The following is a 15,573-nucleotide window of genomic DNA, read 5'->3' on the forward strand; positions in this document are numbered from 1 at the left end:
CATGCGCATCGGATTGATCGGAACGGGCCGTATCGGCACATTTCACTCAGCGGCTCTGCAGCGGCATCCGGAGGTGGAGTCACTGGTCGTCGCCGACGCGGACGCCGGGCGCGCCGCCGGGCTGGCCGCGCGGATCGGCGCGGCCTCCGTGCCGTCGGTGGACGACGTCTTCACGGGCAGCGGCCGGACGGCTGCCGTGGACGCGGTGGTGATCACCGCGGCGACCTCCGCGCACGCCGAACTGATCGGCAAGGCGGCGCGTGCGGGGCTTCCGGTCTTCTGCGAGAAGCCCATCGCTCTCGACCTGCCCGGTACGCTCGCCGCGCTCCGGGAGGTCGAGGCCGCGGGCACGGTGCTGCAACTGGGCTTCCAGCGCCGGTTCGACGCGGGGTACGCGGCGGCGCGCGAGGCCGTGCGGTCGGGGCGGCTCGGGCGGCTGCACACCGTCCGGGCGATGACCTCCGATCCGGCGCCGCCGCCGGCCGCGTACCTCCCGCTCTCCGGCGGGCTCTACCGCGACTGCCTGGTCCATGACTTCGACATGCTGCGGTGGGTCACGGGCCGCGAGGTGACTCAGGTGTACGCGACCGGGTCGGACGCCGGTCCCTCCATGTTCCGCGACGCGGGCGACGTCGACACGGCGGCGGCTGTCCTCACCCTGGACGACGGCACACTCGCCACGGCGACGGCCACGCGGTGCAACGGCGCGGGCTATGACGTACGGATGGAACTGGCCGGGGAGGAGGACCAGATCGCGGTCGGCTTCGACGACCGCACTCCCCTGTCGTCCGTGGAGCCCTCGGGCCCGCCGCCCCCCGGGAAGCCGTGGCCCGGCTTCCTCGAACGCTTCACGCCCGCGTACGAGGCGGAGCTCGCGGCGTTCGTCGACGTGGTCCGCGGCGAACGGACCAACCCGTGCGACGGGCGGGAGGCACTGGAGGCGCTGCGCGTGGCCGAGGCGTGCGAACTGTCGCGCAGGGAAGGGCGGTTGGTGCGGATGGCGGAGATCGACGGGAGCTGATCCCGTCCGGCGGATCACGGCCGATCCCGGCGCCTCACGGGGCTACTCGACCTCGTCGAGCAGCCCCGCGTCATGCGCCAACAGCGCGATCTGCACCCGGTTGTTGAGGTCCAGCTTCGTCAGGACGCGGGAGACGTGGGCCTTGACCGTGGCCACGCTCAGGAAGAGTTCCGCCGCGATGTCCGCGTTCGACGCGCCCCGGCCCACCGCGACAGCCACTTCCCTCTCCCGCTCCCCCAGCAGGGCGAGGCGGTCCAACGCCCGCTCACGGCGGCCCTGTTGGGGATCCACGCCCGTCACCCGGGTGATCAGCTGCTGCGTCACCGTGGGGGACAGCACCGGCTCCCCCGCCGCGACCGCCCTTACCGCCGCGACGATCTCGGCGGGCGGGGTGTCCTTGAGGACGAAGCCGGCCGCTCCCGCCCGCAGGGCCCGCAGCACCTGTTCGTCGGCGTGGAACGTGGTGAGGACGATGACCTCGGGTGCGTCGGGGCGCTTGCGCAGGGCCTCTGTCGCCGCCAGACCGTCCATCGTGGGCATGCGGATGTCCATCAGGACGACGTCGGGGCGGAGTTCGCCGACCAGCGGAGCCACCTGGGAGCCGTCCGCGGCCTCGCCGACGATCTCGATGTCGTCCGCGCCGCCCATCATGAAGGACAGACCGGCACGGACCAGCGGGTCGTCGTCGACGAGAAGCACGCGGATCGGGTTCATGGGCCCACAGTAACGAGATCCCAGGACCTCGATCACGCCCGCCGGACGGGTCGGGCGGGTGCCGCCCTCACAGCCCGTCGGCGCGAGCGGAGGGTGCGTCCCACGGCAGCCAGGCGTCGACGCGGAAGCCGCCGTCCCGCGCGGGCCCGTGCTCGATGCGGCCGCCCGCCAGCGTGGCCCGTTCGGTGAGGCCGATCAGCCCCTGGCCGGAACCGGGGACGTCCGGCACGTCGCCGGGCGGCGGCGGGTTGCACACCGACAGGGTGAGGCCTTCGCCGGGGGCGCCGGACACCGAGACGGTCACCTCGGCGCCGGGGGCGTGCTTGCGGGCGTTGGTCAGGCCCTCCTGGGCGATGCGGTAGGCGGTGCGGCCCACGGCGGCGGGCACGGCGGCCGGGTCGGTGACGCGGTGGTCGAACGCGACCTTCATGCCCGCGTCGCGCGACTCGGCGACCAGGGTCTCCAGGGCGGTGAGGGTGGGCTGCGGCCGGCCCGATGCCTCGCCGTCGCCGCTGCCGCCGCGCAGGACGCCGATCACCTCGCGCAGATCCTGCAGCGCCTCGTGCGAGCTCTCCCGGATGACTCCGGCGGCGCGGACGATCTCCTCCCGTGGCGCGTCCGGGCGGAACTCCAGGGCGCCCGCGTGCACGCTGAGCAGGGTGAGCCGGTGGGCCAGCACGTCGTGCATCTCGCGGGCGATGGACTCGCGGGCGAGGCGCTGGGCCTGTTCGGCGCGGAGCGCCGCCTCGTTCTCGGCGCGGATCGCGCGGTCGCGCAGGCTCAGCAGGAGTTGGCGGCGCGAGCGCACGAACATGCCCCAGCCGATGACGGAGGCGTTGATCAGCATGCCGATGAGGACGGCGACCAGCCAGGGCAGGTCGGCGTCGGGCCGCATCCAGTAGATGAACGGCATCAGGCAGATCGAGACCCCGCCGATCCAGCCGACGTACCGGAAGGGCCGGTGCACCGCGAGGCTGAACAGCGCGACGGCGCCCGCGCCGCCCGAGGTGTCCGAGACCAGGCTGACCAGGACCAGACCGGCGGCGAGGCCGACCGGCCAGCGCCTGCGCAGCCAGACGGCGGCGCAGGCCAGGGCGCCGATCAGCTGGTCGACGTCGGCCGCACCGCTGGAGACGTTCGGGTTGCTGCTGACCGCGTCCGCGCCCACCATGCCGATGACGACGGCCACGAAGAAGCAGGCGAAGTCGACCAGCCAGTCGCGCGCGGTCCGCCGGGGCCCGCGCTTGCCCTCGCGTGCCGTGTGGTCCGGGTCGAACTCGGCGGCCACGGCCGAGGGCAGCGCCCAGGGACGCCTCGACAGGGAGGCCGAGGGGTCCGACGGGGGCTGATTGCCGCTCATGGTCGACAAATCTACGCACTGCCGGGGGTGCCGGGTGCCCTCCGGGTGCGATCGACTACCAAAGTCGCGCACACGGAGACTTTGGGAGGGTGCCGGGGGAAGAGTCCTCGCCCCGTGGCCGATGTGCGTGGGGGGCCCAGGGGGCGAGGCTCTTCGGCATGAAGCAGGTACTTGCGGTCTTCGCCGTCCTTCTCCTGATCCAGGGCGTGGTCACCCTGGTGCACGAGCTGACCGGCCGGCTGCGCGGCTGGGGCATCGTGCGGCGGATCGGGTTCCTCGACGGACACGAGATCTACGCGGGCGTCACGCTGATCGTGCTGGCGCTCGCGCTGTTCGCGGTCGCGGAGAGCCGGAAGAAGACCGGCCGGTGAGCACCGTGCCGACCGGGTGGGCTCAGCAGGAGTGGTCGACCAGGTCGAAGGACTCGTAGTGGTCGGCGGTGTAGTAGTCCTCCTGGTTCTTCTCACCGGTCACGATGCGGCGGGCGCCGCGGTCCGGTGAGCCCGGTGTCTTCACGGTGTACTCGTGGTAGTAGCCGGAGCCCTGGGAGGGCAGGATGCCTTCCCTGTTCTGGAAGACGGTGCCGTCCTGCGGATACGGGTAGGGGCCGCCCGCCTCGATCAGGTCCAGGGTGTCGTGCGCCTGGGCGGGCAGCGCGGAGTAGCAGATGTCGCCGACGGCGGTGATGGAGTACGCCGTCGAGACGGGGGCGTGGTGGTCCGGGACCGCGCTCGCGGAGGCGGCGACGGGGCCGCCGACGAGCAGGGCGGCGGCAAGGGCGGTGATGCTCACGATTCGTGGGGGGATTCGCATGCGACCAGTGTGACGCGCGTAGAGGTCGTGGTGTCAACGCCAAGTGCGGTGAATTTTCCGGGAGTTAACCGAGCGCCGCCGGTTCTTCGTCAGTCCTTCTTCGCGTCGGCGGCCGCGCTCTTCGCGGCGGCGATGCGGTGCTGCGCCATGTACTCCCGCATCCGCAGACTGGTGGTCCCGCCGGTCCAGAGCACCGCGCCTGCCACCGACAGCGGCACCGAGAGCCCCAGCCAGCCCAGCATCTCGGGCCACCGGCGCTGCGCGCGGCAGTCCTCCCACGTGGAGTCGTGCCATGTCGGGGCGTCGCCCTCGTAGAAGAGCACCGACTGGCACTTGCGGCTGCTCGACGAGTCGTCGTCCCCGTCGCTGAACGGCACCATCAACTGCCAGGCGAGCACGGCCCAGATGATGCCCGCGGCGAGGAACAGCGCCGCGCCCCAGATACGGCGCTTCTCCGCGGCCGCGGCGAAATCCTGCTCGAAGTACTCGTTCATGGGCTCCCCCTGTGTGATCGACCCCGGAAGGTATCACCGCACCCCGCGGCCCCAGCTGGTCCCCACCAGAACCAGCACACCCCCCACCAGACCCACCACGCCCAGCCGCTCCCCGCCCAGCGCGATCCCCACCGCGGCCGCCCACAACGGTTCCGTGCCGAGCAGCAGGCTCACGCGCGAGGGGGACGTCCTGCGCACCGCCCACATCTGCACGAAGAAGGCGAAGAGCGTGCAGAACACGGAGAGGAAGAGCAGTCCGGCCCACTCGCGCGCGCCGAAGTCCGCGGCCACGTTCCAGGGCGTCGCGCCGGTGCCCGCGGCGGCGAGGACCGCGAACACGCCCACAGCGGTGCCCAGTTGGACGGTGGTGAGCGAGAGCGACGCCGAGTCTCCGGCATCCCGGAGCGCCTTGATCCGGGACATCGCAAGGACGTGCACCGTGCGCGCGAGGGCCGCGAGGAAGATCAGGCCGTCGCCCACCGAGGGCCGTGTGAAGCCGCCGCCCTGGGTCAGCAGGACCACTCCGAGCACGGAGAGCCCGGCCGCGGCGAGGAAGGCGCGCGGCGGCCTCTTCCGCGTCACCGCGGCCTCGGCGAGCGGGGTGAAGATCATGGTGAGGCTGATGATGAGGCCCGCGTTGGTCGCCGAGGTGTGGACGACGCCGTACGTCTCCAGGAGGAAGATCCCGCTCAGGACCAGGCCGAGCGCTCCCGCCCCGCGCCACTGCGGCGCCGTCAGGGCGCGCAGGCCGCGCCATCCGGCGACCACGAGCGCGGGCAACACGACGGCGAACCGCAGCACCAGGACGGCGACGACCGTGTGCGTCGTCGTGATGCCCTTGGCGGCGAGATAGCTGGCGCCCCAGACGACGGCCACGAGCAGGACGGGCAGGTCGGTGAGCCAGGCGCGGCGCGCCGCGGGCGGCGCGGCGGGAACGGTGAGCGTCGACACGGGCACGGTCTCCAACGGATGCGGCGATGTGGAGACTTCGGCGGCTCTCACGCGGTCGATCACCGTATCCCCCCCGCCGGAAAAGCGGTGTCCATTTCCCGCCAGCGACGGAGCACGCCGCCCGCTTTCATTGAACCCACAAGCACTTCTCAGGCATCACGCACCATAACCACGCGAATGAGGTTGAAGGACATGTCTTCTCTGACCGGCAAGACCGCTCTCGTCACCGGCGGCAGCCGCGGCATGGGCGCGGCGATCGCGCTGCGGCTCGCCCAGGAGGGCGCCGACGTCGCGATCACGTACGTCAAGGAAGAGGCCGCCGCTCTCGATGTCGTCGCCAAGATCGAGTCGACGGGACGGCGCGGGTTCGCCGTCAAGGCCGACGCGGCGGACCCCGGGGACGCCGCGGGAGCCGTGGAGCGCGCGGCCGACGACCTGGGCCGCCTGGACATCCTGGTGAACAACGCGGGCATCGGGGTGCTCGGCCCCATCGAGGACCTGGCGCTCGCCGACGTCGACCGGGTGCTCGACATCAACGTACGCGCGGTTTTCCTGGCCTCGCAGGCGGCGGCCGGCAGGCTGGCCGACGGCGGCCGGATCATCTCCACCGGATCGGCGCTCGTCCGGTACGTGGGCGGGGGCGGCAGCACGCTGTACGCGATGAGCAAGGCGGCGCTCTCCGGCATGACCAAGCCCCTGGCGCGGGAGCTCGCCGGGCGCGGGATCACTGTGAACGTGATCCACCCGGGCGCGATCGACACGGACATGAACCCGGTGGACGGGCCGTTCGCCGAGCCCCAGAAGGCGGCGGCCGCGCTCGGCCGGTTCGGCTCAGCCGATGAGGTGGCCTCGCTCGTGGCCTATCTCGCCGGTGAGGACGCCTCGTTCATCACGGGCGCGGAGCTCGTGGTCGACGGCGGGCACTCCGCGTAACGGCGCGCGGGCATGGTGATGGGGCGCACCGGGGCTTGCCACCCGGTGCGCCCCACGTTCTTCAGCGGGCCTCAGCGGCTCCGGTTCAGCCGCCCAGCTCCTGGTGACGTGCCGTCAGGCGGTTCTGTCCCGCCTCGGTCAGCGAACCGAAGAGGTGCAGGCGCGAGATGCCGCCGTCCGGGAAGATGTCGATGCGCACGTGCGTGCCGACGACCGGGGCGTCCAGGACGAAACGGTGGTTGGTGTCGGGCTGCAGGCGGGTGCGGGGCAGCGCCTCGACCCACTCGCCGTCCTCGCCGTCACGGACCGAAAGAGCGGCCCAGCCGGCCGAGTTGCCCTTGAGGTAGGCCGTGTCGATCTCGATCGAACGGATCTCGGACTGGCCCACCAGCTGGTAGCGGATCCAGTCGTTGCCGTTGTCGCGGCGGCGGCGGGTCTCCCAGCCGTCGTCCATCTTGCGGGAGCGGCCCGGCTGGATGGTGTTGGTGGCCGGGGAGTAGAAGCGGTCGGACGCGTCCTCGACCTGGCCGCCGTTCTCCAGGGCCACGACGTCGAACGTGCCGAGCGCGGCGAGCCACTTGGGGTCGGCGACGACCTCGCCGTAGACGCGCAGGCGGGCGACGCCGCCGTCCGGGTGCTGGTTGACCCGCAGGTGCGTGAAGCGCTGCTCCAGGTCGACGGCGAAGCCGTTGGCCGCGTGGCCGCCGACTGCCGTGCGGGGCACGAGGGTCGTCCACTTCACGTCGTCCGAGAGGAGTTCCTCGGGGGTCGGCGAACCGTCCACGCTCGTGCCCTCGACGGACACGGCCTGCGGGTAGTTGCCGCGGAAGTGGGCGGTGTCGATGACGATGCCGCGCACGACGCCGGGGGCGCCGAGGCGTACGAGCGCCCAGTCGTGGTCGTCGGCGGTGGGCCACGGGTGCTCGCCGGAGACACCACGGCGGCGGCGGGTCTCCCAGCCGTCCATGACCTTGCCCTTGTGACCGAAGTGCTCGGGGTCGAACACGGCGGGGTGCGCGAGGAGGAGGTTCTCGCGCATCGCGAAGAACTCGTCGTTGGCGGCGATCACACCGGCGCCGAGCTGCCGGTCGGCGAGGTTGGCGTACTGGGTGAAGGGGAAGTCCGCGGTGCGGTAGTCCGCGTAGGGGTCGCCGCCGCCGTAGGGGCTCGCGTCGCCGGTGAAGGAAGCCAAAGAGGATATGTTCTGCGCCGTCACGGTGTCAGTTGTTCCTTTCCAGAAGTCGGCCTGCGGGTTCGCTGAACTCGCCGCCGTGCAGAATGCGTTCGCCGCGCAGCCAGGTGGACTTCACGACGCCGTTGAGGGTCTTGCCCGCATACGCCGTGACTCGGTTCCGGTGCTGCAGCGCCGCGGGGTCCACGGTGAAGGTCTCGTCGGGCGCGAGGACCGCGAAGTCGGCGTCGCGGCCGGCCTCGATGGCGCCCTTCTGGTCGAGTCCGACCAGTTCGGAGGTGCGCGTCGACATCCAGCGCACCACGTCCTCAAGGCTGTGGCCGCGCTTGCGGGCCTCGGTCCAGATCGCGGGGAGGCTCAGCTGGAGGCCGGAGATGCCGCCCCACGCGGTCGCGAAGTCGTCGGTCTTGAGGTCGGCGGTGGACGGCGAGTGGTCCGTCACGATGCAGTCGATGGTGCCGTCGGCGAGCGCGTCCCAGAGCAGGTCCTGGTTGGCGGCCTCGCGGATGGGCGGGCAGCACTTGAACTCGCTGGCGCCGTCCGGGACTTCCTCCGCGGTGAGCGTGAGGTAGTGCGGGCAGGTCTCGACGGTGATCTTGACGCCCTCGCGCCTGGCGGCGGCGATCAGGGGCAGCGCGTCGGAGGACGACAGGTGCAGTACGTGGACGCGGGCGCCGAGCCGCTTGGCGAGCCCGATGAGGCCCTCGATGGCGACGTCCTCGGAGACGCGCGGACGGGTCTCCAGGTAATCCGTGTACTTGGGGCCGCTCTTGTGCGGGGCCGCGTCCAGCTCGTGCGGGTCCTCGGCGTGCACGATGAGCAGCCCGCCGAAGCCCGCGATCTCCGCCATGGAGGTGGCGAGGCGGTCCTGGTCCAGGTGCGGGAACTCGTCCACGCCGGACGGCGAGAGGAAGCACTTGAAGCCGTAGACACCGGCGTCGTGCAGGGGCTTGAGGTCGCCGACGTTGTCCGGCAGGGCGCCGCCCCAGAAGCCGACGTCGATGTGCGCCTTGGTGCGGGCCACGTCCTGCTTCGTGCGCAGATTGTCGACCGTCGTGGTCGGCGGCAGGGAGTTGAGCGGCATGTCGACGAGGGTGGTGATGCCGCCGGCGGCCGCGGCTCGGGTGGCGGTCCAGAAGCCCTCCCACTCCGTGCGGCCCGGGTCGTTCACATGGACGTGCGTGTCGACGAGGCCGGGCAGCAGGACGTCGTCCCCGAAGTCCTCGACCCTGGCCCCCGCCGGTACGTCGGCGTCGTGTGCGAGTACGGCCGCGATCTTCCCCCCGGAGACCGTGACCGACGCGGCGCGGGTTCCCTGCGGGGTGATCACGCGGGTCGAGCGCAGCACCAGTTCTACGTCCACGTCCTCAACGCCCTCTCTTCGCTGTTGCTTGTGTGTTCGTTCTTTTCCGCTACACAGACCATTCGTTTCCGCTAAACGGAATTCAACGTTCTGTTGAACGAGTCTTCACGGCCGACCCCGAACCGTCAAGAGGCCATCCCGAGCACACTGGACGTTTCCACAAAGTGGAATTAGAATTCCACAGGCCAGAACGTAGCTACGCACAACCGGGCCGTCCAACGATCACCGGGCGTGACGGCGGAGAAGCGGACAAAGGCTCCCCGACCGGTCCCTGGACGGCCCTGACCGGCGATGACGCAAGGGCCGCAGAGGGACCTCGCGAAGAACCGCCCGGTAGGCTGCTGCCTTGCCCGTCAGCCCCGAAAGGACTGCGCCGTGCCGACGTCAAGCGCCAGCGACGCCTCCACCGAAGTCGCCGCCTCCAAGCCGCCCGCTGCCAGCGGTGGTGTCCAGTCCCTCGAGCGCGCCTTCGACCTCCTCGAACGGATGGCGGACGCAGGCGGCGAGGTCGGTCTGAGCGAGCTCTCCGCGAGCAGCGGCCTCCCGCTGCCCACGATCCACCGCCTGATGCGCACCCTGGTCGCCTGCGGCTACGTACGCCAGCAGCCCAACCGCCGCTACTCCCTCGGCCCGCGCCTGATCCGCCTCGGCGAATCGGCATCGCGCCTCCTCGGCACCTGGGCGCGCCCCTACCTCGCGCGCCTGGTCGAGGAGACCGGCGAGACCGCGAACATGGCGCTGCTCGACGGCGACGAGATCGTGTACGTCGCACAGGTGCCGTCCAAGCACTCCATGCGGATGTTCACCGAGGTGGGCCGCCGGGTCCTCCCCCACTCCACGGGCGTCGGCAAGGCCCTGCTCGCCCACACCCCGCCGGACGAGGTGCGCGCGCTCCTGGCCCGCACCGGGATGCCCGCCGCCACGGAGAAGACGATCACCACCCCGGAGGGCTTCCTCGACGCGCTCGAGGTGGTCCGCGGCGCGGGCTACGCGGTCGACGACAACGAACAGGAGATCGGGGTCCGCTGCCTGGCGGTGTCGGTCCCCAACTCCCCCACGGCGGCCGCCATCTCGATCTCCGGCCCGGCGGGCCGCGTGACCGAGGCCGCGGTGGAGAAGATCGTCCCGGTCCTTCAGGAGGTGGCGGTGGAACTGTCCGCCGCGCTGGCCAGCTCGGGTCCTGCCGCGTAGTCCCACCGAATGCTTCGGCGCCGCGCGGCGCCCCCCGGCCGGTGACGCCAAGTCAGGCATCATGCGGCGCATGAGTGACTCCGAAGCAACCAGCGCCGCCGGCCGGAGCGGTCTCGCGCACCGCCTGGTACCGATGACCGGCCGTGACCCGGAGGAACACGGCCGGGCCTCCTCACCGCTCGAGCTGCTGTTCGACCTGACCTTCGTGGTCGCCGTCGGCACCGCCGCGTCCCAGTTCGCCGAGATGCTCGCCGAGGGCCACGCCGGCCAGGCGACCCTCGCGTTCCTGCTCGCCATGTTCGCCATCAGCGTCGCCTGGATCAGCTTCAGCTGGTTCGCCTCCGCCTTCGCCACCGACGACTGGCTCTACCGCGCCCTGACGATGCTCCAGATGATCGGCGTCGTCGTGTTCTCGCTCGGCCTGCCGGCGATGTTCCACTCCCTCGACGCGGGCGACCACCTCGAACTGCGGGCCATGGTGATCGGCTACGTCGTGATGCGGATCGCGATGGTGGCGCAGTGGTGGCGGGCGAGCCGGGACTCTCCCTCCTTCCACAAGGTCGGGACAGCCAACATCCGCTGGACCGTGATCGCCCAGGCCGGGTGGATCGTCGTCGGCTTCACCGAGCTGCCGCTCGCCGCCGTACTGGCCGCCTTCGTCGTGCTGGGGGTGCTGGAGCTCGCGCTGCCGCTCCTCACCCAGGGCCGCGCGGGAGGCACCCCCTGGCACCCCCACCATGTCGCCGAACGCTACGGCCTGTTCGCCATCATCACCCTCGGCGAAGGCGTCGTCGGCACCATCGCCTCGTCGGGCGAACTCCTGGGCGGCGCGGACGGCACGCAGTGGGGCGTGAACGCCGTAGCCGTCGTCGTCGCCGGAGTCGGTCTGACCTTCGGCATGTGGTGGGTGTACTTCGCCACCCCCTTCGGAGACATCCTCACCCACCGCCGCAACCGCGGATATCTCTTCGGCTACGGACACATCCCCCTCTACGTCGGCATCGCCGGAGCAGGCGCGGGGCTGCACGTGGCAGGGCTGTACCTGGAACACCACGCGAAGATCGGCGAGGTCGCCGTCGTCCTGTCCCTGGCCCTCCCCGTCGGTCTCTACCTGCTGATGGTCTATCTCCTGCACACCCTGCTGCTCTCCGCCACGGACCGCTTCCACCTGCTGCTCATCGGCCTCACGCTCGCCGTGCTCGCCGTGGCGGTGCTGCTCTCGGCGGCCGGTGTCGCGATCGCGGTGTGCCTGCTCGTCGTCATGCTCGCCCCGTTCGTCACGGTGATCGGCTACGAGACGATCGGCCACCGGCACCAGCAGCGCATGCTGGAAAGCATCGCGGGATCCTGACTAGGGTCCTTCTGACGGATCTCCGTGGGAGAAGGAGCGGCGTTCGGTGCGTGCGCTCGGCGCGCGGTGTGAAGGGTCATGTGGCGGAGCCACCTGTCCCTTTGCGCCGTGCGGCGAGAGTGCGTGCCGGGCGTCGCGACGCCACAGAGATCCGTCAGAAGGGCCCTAGCCCGCGCCGCCCCGGATCAGCCCGCGCCCCGTCGCCACGGCTACCGCCGCCGTGCGCGAGTCGACGCCCAACTTGGCGTAGATGTGCACCAAATGGGACTTCACAGTGGCCTGGCTCAGGAAGAGGCGCTTGCTGATCTGCAGGTTGGACAACCCCTCCCGCACCAGCCTGAGCACCTCCAGCTCGCGCCCGGTCAGGGCCTCCCCGGGCGCCCGCATCCGGTCCATGAGGCGGTGGGCGATGGCGGGAGCGAGCGCGGACTGCCCCGCGGCCGCGGTCCGCACCGCCGCGGCGAGTTCCTCGGGCGGCGCGTCCTTCAGGAGGTATCCGGCGGCCCCCGCCTCGACCGCGGCGAGGATGTCGGCGTCCGTGTCGTACGTCGTCAGGATGAGCACCCGGGGCGCGCCCGGCTCGGCGGCGATCGCGGCCGTGGCCTGCGCCCCGTGCATGCCCGCCCCGAACTGAAGGTCCATCAGGACGACGTCGAACCCGCCGGTCGCGGCGAGCGTCACCGCTGCTTCGGCCGTCGCCGTCTCCCCCGCGACGGTGAAGTCGGGCTCGGTGTCGAGCACCGCACGCAGTCCGGCGCGGACGACGGGGTGATCGTCCGCGAGGAGCAGCCGGATGGGCTCCGGAATCCCGGCGCTCACAGCCCGTCCTCCGTCGGGGCAGAGGCGGTCGGAGCGGAGGCCGTCGAGCCCACCCCGGTCGGTCTGGCCTTCGCCGGGGCGCCGCTCGGCGGACCGGCCTCCGTAGGAAATTCCCCCGCCGGAACGGCCCCCGACGGACCGACATCCGCAGGGTCGGCCCTCGTGGGACCGGCTCCCGTCAGGACGGCCCCCGTCGGAAGCGGCAGGGTGACCGCGACGGCCGTCCCCTGGCCCGGCGCCGACTCCACGCTCAGCGTCCCGCCGAGGGACCGGGCGCGCGCCCGCATCGCGGGCAGCCCGAAGCCGCCGTCCCCGCGGGGCGCCGACGCCGGGTCGAAGCCGCGGCCGTCGTCCACGACGTCCAGGGACACCGACGTGTCCATGAAGCTCAGGGTGATCTCGGCACGCCCCGCGGCGGCGTGCCGGACAGTGTTGGCCAGGGCGGACTGGGCGGTGCGGAGCAGGGCCACTTCGTACGGGGTGGGCAGCTCGGTGGGTGTGCCGCTCACCGTGAACTGGACGTGCAGGGCGGAGCCGGGCGACGCGGACGCGGAGAGCCGCTCAAGGGCTCCCGCCAGGGAGCCGTGCTCCAGGTCGGGCGGGCTGAGGGCGCGCACGAAGCGCCGGGCCTCCGCGAGGTTGTCCTGCGCGGCGGCGCGGGCCTGCTCGATGTGCGGCGCGGCGGGCGACCCCGCGGGCAGCGCGCGTTGGGCGGCGCGCAGCAGGAGCTGGATGGAGGAGAGGCCCTGCGCGAGCGTGTCGTGGATCTCGCGGGCGAGGCGCTCGCGCTCGGCGAGGGTGCCCGCGGTGCGCTCGGCGGCGGCGAGCTCTGCCCGCGTGGCCATGAGCTCGTCGATCAGGTGGCGGCGCCGTTCGCTCTCCCGGTACAGCGCCTCGTACCCGAGGACGGTGGCGACCGCCATGGCCGCGCCGAGCAGCGGCCCGATGAAGCTGCCGGGCGACAGGGGCGAGCCGTGCGCCACGAAACTGGCGATGGCGGCAGCGGCGGTCAGTGCGACGGCGGGCAGGGCCCAGCGCACGGGCAGCAGGTGCAGCTGCAGGAAGTACAGGGGGAAGGCCGTCCACAGCCCGTCCGGCGACAGGACGAGCAGCGCCGCCCAGCTCAGGCCGAGCACGCCGAGCCACACCGCTGCCGCCCGCTGCGACCGCGCCACGGCCGGGCTGAGCGTGCCCGCCACGTAGACGCCGCCCACGACGAGCACGGCCGCCACGACAGCCCCGGCCCGCGGTGCTCCGTCGGCCAGGGCCCGCACGGCGGCGAGCGCGAGCAGCCCCGCGAGCAGGGCGTGCAGGCAGAGCCGCAGGACGAGGGTGACGGGGGTGGGCCGGCGCGGGCCCGCCAGGGGCTCGGCAGCTTCGGAGGTGTTCATCGAGCTTTTCATCGGGCCTTTCATCGGACCTTCCAGCGTATGCGGAGCTGCCCCGAGGCCCCTCAACCAAAAGGTTGATCGTGGGCTCCCCCCTTCGATTCGGGTGAAGCGTGCTGTGGCGCGATGCCCTGGGCGTGCGCGCGGAAGCAGGGTGGGGGCATGTTCGTCGCATGGAGAGACCTTCGGTTCGCCAAGGGGCGGTTCGCCCTGATGGGGGCCGTCGTCGTACTCATCACTCTGCTCGTGGGGCTACTTTCCGGGCTCACCACCGGGCTCGCCAGGGAGAACACCTCCGCGATCACCGGCCTCCCGGCCGACCACCTCGCGTTCGCCGCGCCGCCGGCCGGCCAGTCCGTCTCCTTCACCAGTTCCCAGCTGGAACAGCGCGCCTGGGAGCGGTGGGCGGCGCAGCCAGGGGTACGGTCCGCCGAGCCGATCGGCATCAGCACCCTCAACGCCACCGCGGGCGACCGCTCGGCAGCGGTGTCCGCGTTCGGAGTCGAGCCGGACTCCGGGATCGCGCCGGCCGGGGTCGCGCCGGGTGAGGCCGTGCTCTCCGAGAAGGCCGCGGCGGACCTCGGGGTCGGCGCCGGGGACACGGTGCGTCTTGGCGGGAGCCGGGTGGAGGAGCGGGTCGCGCGGGTCGCGTCGGACGCCTCGTACAGCCACACGCCTGTCGTATGGACCGCGCTCGACGACTGGCAGGGGCTCGGCCACCGGGGTACGTCGCTGGAGGAGCAGGCCACGGTCATCGCGCTGCGGACCGGCGGTGGGTTCGATGCGACGGCCGGCGACAAGGCGGCGGGCACGGAGACGAGGACGCTCGACGGCGCGCTCACCGCGATCGGCTCCTACCAGGCGGAGAACGGGTCTCTGCAGCTCATGCGTGGCTTCCTCTTCGTGATCTCCGCCCTCGTCATAGGAGCGTTCTTCACGGTGTGGACGATTCAACGGGCCGGTGACATCGCGGTGTTGAAGGCGCTGGGCGCGTCGACGCCGTATCTGCTCAGGGACGCGCTCGGCCAGGCCGTGCTGATGCTGGCCGCCGGGACGGCGCTTGGGACGGGGATCGCGGCGGTGGTCGGTTCCGCGATCAGTGGCGGGGACGTCCCCTTCGTGCTCGATCCGCCGACCGTGCTGTGGCCCGCCGCCGTGATGATCGCCCTCGGGGCGCTCGGCGCGGGCCTGTCCGTCCGGCGGATCACCGCCGTAGACCCGCTGACCGCGCTGGGGAGTGCCCGATGAGTCTGTCCCTCGAAGACATCACGCTGACGTACGCCGACGGCGATGGACGCCTCACCGCACTGGACGGCGTCACCCTGGACGTCCCCGCCGGAACCCTGACGGCGGTCGTCGGCCCCTCAGGCTCCGGAAAGTCCAGCCTGCTGGCCGTGGCGGCAACGCTGGTGACTCCCGACGAGGGCCGGGTGATGGTGGGCGGCACGGAGACGGGGTCGCTGTCGGCGGCCGAACGTGCGGAGCTGAGGCGGCGGCGGATGGGGATCGTCTTCCAGCAACCGAACCTGCTTCCCTCACTGACGGCGCTGGAGCAGGTGGAACTCATGGCGCACCTGGACGGACGCGGGGGCGGGGCCAGGAAGCGAGCCCGGGAGCTGCTGGCCACGGTCGGCCTCGCGGGCCACACACATAGGCGCCCACACCAACTCTCGGGCGGCCAACGCCAACGGGTGGGCATCGCACGAGCCTTGATGAACGAGCCCGAGGTACTCCTGATCGACGAGCCGACCAGCGCACTGGACCACGAGCGGGGCGCCGAGGTGCTCGACCTACTGGGCCGCCTCACACGCGAGTGGAAGACGGCAACGGTCCTGGTCACTCACGACCGGGCCCGGTTGGCGGTCGCAGACAGGGTGGTGGAGCTGGTGGACGGGAGGACGGGGGTTTCCAGCAGCACGCCCGGGGACAGGGGTTTCAGCCCGTCCGGCGTTTGAGGACGAACTCGGCGGAGCCGGTGATATA

General features: G+C 71.9%; 16 protein-coding genes. 7 read left to right on the plus strand and 9 right to left on the minus strand.

Translation table 11 applies throughout. The features are described from left to right. Position 1: 1 nt before the first annotated feature. A complete protein-coding gene (locus AB0I66_RS22115) occupies positions 2–1,021 on the plus strand; it encodes a Gfo/Idh/MocA family oxidoreductase (protein WP_363209624.1) in 1,020 nt (339 codons plus the stop codon). 42 nt (positions 1,022–1,063) lie between these two features. Here the strand turns inward: AB0I66_RS22115 and AB0I66_RS22120 are convergent, their stop codons facing one another. Both AB0I66_RS22120 and AB0I66_RS22125 read right to left on the minus strand, forming a co-directional pair. Then, a complete protein-coding gene (locus tag AB0I66_RS22120) occupies positions 1,064–1,735 on the minus strand; it encodes a response regulator transcription factor (protein WP_363209625.1) in 672 nt (223 codons plus the stop codon). A gap of 67 nt (positions 1,736–1,802) precedes the next feature. After that, positions 1,803–3,095: a histidine kinase gene (locus tag AB0I66_RS22125; RefSeq protein WP_363209626.1), complete on the minus strand. Its 1,293-nt coding sequence runs from the start codon at positions 3,093–3,095 to the stop codon at positions 1,803–1,805. Positions 3,096–3,253: 158 nt separating this feature from the next. On the opposite strand from AB0I66_RS22125, the gene AB0I66_RS22130 reads away from it, so the two are divergent. Beyond that, positions 3,254–3,466, plus strand: coding sequence for a hypothetical protein (locus AB0I66_RS22130; protein ID WP_363209627.1), 213 nt, complete (start codon positions 3,254–3,256; stop codon positions 3,464–3,466). Positions 3,467–3,488: 22 nt separating this feature from the next. Here AB0I66_RS22130 and AB0I66_RS22135 read toward each other — a convergent pair whose 3' ends face one another. The 3 genes from AB0I66_RS22135 to AB0I66_RS22145 all read right to left on the minus strand — a co-directional run bounded on the left by AB0I66_RS22135 (position 3,489) and on the right by AB0I66_RS22145 (position 5,353). Continuing rightward, the gene (locus AB0I66_RS22135; RefSeq protein WP_363209628.1) at positions 3,489–3,908 is read right to left on the minus strand and encodes a ribonuclease; all 420 of its coding nucleotides are present in this window, start codon (positions 3,906–3,908) and stop codon (positions 3,489–3,491) included. A gap of 89 nt (positions 3,909–3,997) precedes the next feature. Next, positions 3,998–4,402 carry a hypothetical protein gene (locus AB0I66_RS22140; protein ID WP_363209629.1) on the minus strand — a complete coding sequence of 135 codons (405 nt, stop codon included), beginning with the start codon at positions 4,400–4,402 and terminating at the stop codon, positions 3,998–4,000. 33 nt (positions 4,403–4,435) lie between these two features. Continuing rightward, complete coding sequence (locus AB0I66_RS22145) at positions 4,436–5,353, minus strand: DMT family transporter (protein WP_363210041.1); 918 nt, start codon at positions 5,351–5,353, stop codon at positions 4,436–4,438. A 192-nt stretch (positions 5,354–5,545) separates the two neighbouring features. On the opposite strand from AB0I66_RS22145, the gene AB0I66_RS22150 reads away from it, so the two are divergent. Continuing rightward, positions 5,546–6,286 (plus strand): SDR family oxidoreductase, encoded by a 741-nt coding sequence (locus AB0I66_RS22150; protein ID WP_363209630.1) that lies wholly within the window; start codon positions 5,546–5,548, stop codon positions 6,284–6,286. An 85-nt stretch (positions 6,287–6,371) separates the two neighbouring features. Here the strand turns inward: AB0I66_RS22150 and alc are convergent, their stop codons facing one another. Together alc and allB are read right to left on the minus strand one after the other, a co-directional pair. Then, positions 6,372–7,487, minus strand: a complete 1,116-nt coding sequence (gene alc / locus AB0I66_RS22155; RefSeq protein ID WP_363210042.1) for an allantoicase — start codon at positions 7,485–7,487, stop codon at positions 6,372–6,374. A 19-nt stretch (positions 7,488–7,506) separates the two neighbouring features. After that, positions 7,507–8,841: an allantoinase AllB gene (allB, locus tag AB0I66_RS22160; protein ID WP_363209631.1), complete on the minus strand. Its 1,335-nt coding sequence runs from the start codon at positions 8,839–8,841 to the stop codon at positions 7,507–7,509. Positions 8,842–9,216: 375 nt separating this feature from the next. Between allB and AB0I66_RS22165 the strand changes: the two genes are divergently transcribed. Together AB0I66_RS22165 and AB0I66_RS22170 are read left to right on the plus strand one after the other, a co-directional pair. Beyond that, complete coding sequence (locus AB0I66_RS22165; protein WP_363209632.1) at positions 9,217–10,032, plus strand: IclR family transcriptional regulator; 816 nt, start codon at positions 9,217–9,219, stop codon at positions 10,030–10,032. Positions 10,033–10,102: 70 nt separating this feature from the next. Continuing rightward, on the plus strand, positions 10,103–11,383 hold the full coding sequence (locus AB0I66_RS22170) for a low temperature requirement protein A (protein ID WP_363209633.1): 1,281 nt from the start codon (positions 10,103–10,105) through the stop codon (positions 11,381–11,383). 165 nt (positions 11,384–11,548) lie between these two features. Here AB0I66_RS22170 and AB0I66_RS22175 read toward each other — a convergent pair whose 3' ends face one another. Then, positions 11,549–12,190: a response regulator transcription factor gene (locus tag AB0I66_RS22175; protein ID WP_363210043.1), complete on the minus strand. Its 642-nt coding sequence runs from the start codon at positions 12,188–12,190 to the stop codon at positions 11,549–11,551. Positions 12,191–12,198: 8 nt separating this feature from the next. Next, positions 12,199–13,593, minus strand: a complete 1,395-nt coding sequence (locus AB0I66_RS22180; protein ID WP_363209634.1) for a histidine kinase — start codon at positions 13,591–13,593, stop codon at positions 12,199–12,201. A 159-nt stretch (positions 13,594–13,752) separates the two neighbouring features. On the opposite strand from AB0I66_RS22180, the gene AB0I66_RS22185 reads away from it, so the two are divergent. Together AB0I66_RS22185 and AB0I66_RS22190 are read left to right on the plus strand one after the other, a co-directional pair. Continuing rightward, positions 13,753–14,838, plus strand: coding sequence for an FtsX-like permease family protein (locus tag AB0I66_RS22185; RefSeq protein ID WP_363209635.1), 1,086 nt, complete (start codon positions 13,753–13,755; stop codon positions 14,836–14,838). Then, positions 14,835–15,545 carry an ABC transporter ATP-binding protein gene (locus AB0I66_RS22190; RefSeq protein WP_363209636.1) on the plus strand — a complete coding sequence of 237 codons (711 nt, stop codon included), beginning with the start codon at positions 14,835–14,837 and terminating at the stop codon, positions 15,543–15,545. Before AB0I66_RS22185 ends, AB0I66_RS22190 begins: the two co-directional genes overlap by 4 nt. The last annotated feature ends 28 nt before the right edge of the window (positions 15,546–15,573 follow it).

The organism is Streptomyces sp. NPDC050439 (assembly GCF_040655335.1).
Taxonomy (GTDB): Bacteria; Actinomycetota; Actinomycetes; order Streptomycetales; family Streptomycetaceae; genus Streptomyces.

Excerpts from the sequence above, each read along its gene's own strand:
- AB0I66_RS22170 (WP_363209633.1), top strand. The coding sequence starts at position 10,103 with ATGAGTGACTCCGAAGCAACCAGCGCCGCCGGCCGGAGCGGTCTCGCG.
- AB0I66_RS22125 (WP_363209626.1), bottom strand. The coding sequence starts at position 3,095 with ATGAGCGGCAATCAGCCCCCGTCGGACCCCTCGGCCTCCCTGTCGAGG.
- AB0I66_RS22140 (WP_363209629.1), bottom strand. The coding sequence starts at position 4,402 with ATGAACGAGTACTTCGAGCAGGATTTCGCCGCGGCCGCGGAGAAGCGC.
- AB0I66_RS22150 (WP_363209630.1), top strand. The coding sequence starts at position 5,546 with ATGTCTTCTCTGACCGGCAAGACCGCTCTCGTCACCGGCGGCAGCCGC.
- AB0I66_RS22190 (WP_363209636.1), top strand. The coding sequence starts at position 14,835 with ATGAGTCTGTCCCTCGAAGACATCACGCTGACGTACGCCGACGGCGAT.
- AB0I66_RS22115 (WP_363209624.1), top strand. The coding sequence starts at position 2 with ATGCGCATCGGATTGATCGGAACGGGCCGTATCGGCACATTTCACTCA.
- AB0I66_RS22185 (WP_363209635.1), top strand. The coding sequence starts at position 13,753 with ATGTTCGTCGCATGGAGAGACCTTCGGTTCGCCAAGGGGCGGTTCGCC.
- AB0I66_RS22120 (WP_363209625.1), bottom strand. The coding sequence starts at position 1,735 with ATGAACCCGATCCGCGTGCTTCTCGTCGACGACGACCCGCTGGTCCGT.
- AB0I66_RS22135 (WP_363209628.1), bottom strand. The coding sequence starts at position 3,908 with ATGCGAATCCCCCCACGAATCGTGAGCATCACCGCCCTTGCCGCCGCC.
- AB0I66_RS22130 (WP_363209627.1), top strand. The coding sequence starts at position 3,254 with ATGAAGCAGGTACTTGCGGTCTTCGCCGTCCTTCTCCTGATCCAGGGC.
- AB0I66_RS22180 (WP_363209634.1), bottom strand. The coding sequence starts at position 13,593 with ATGAACACCTCCGAAGCTGCCGAGCCCCTGGCGGGCCCGCGCCGGCCC.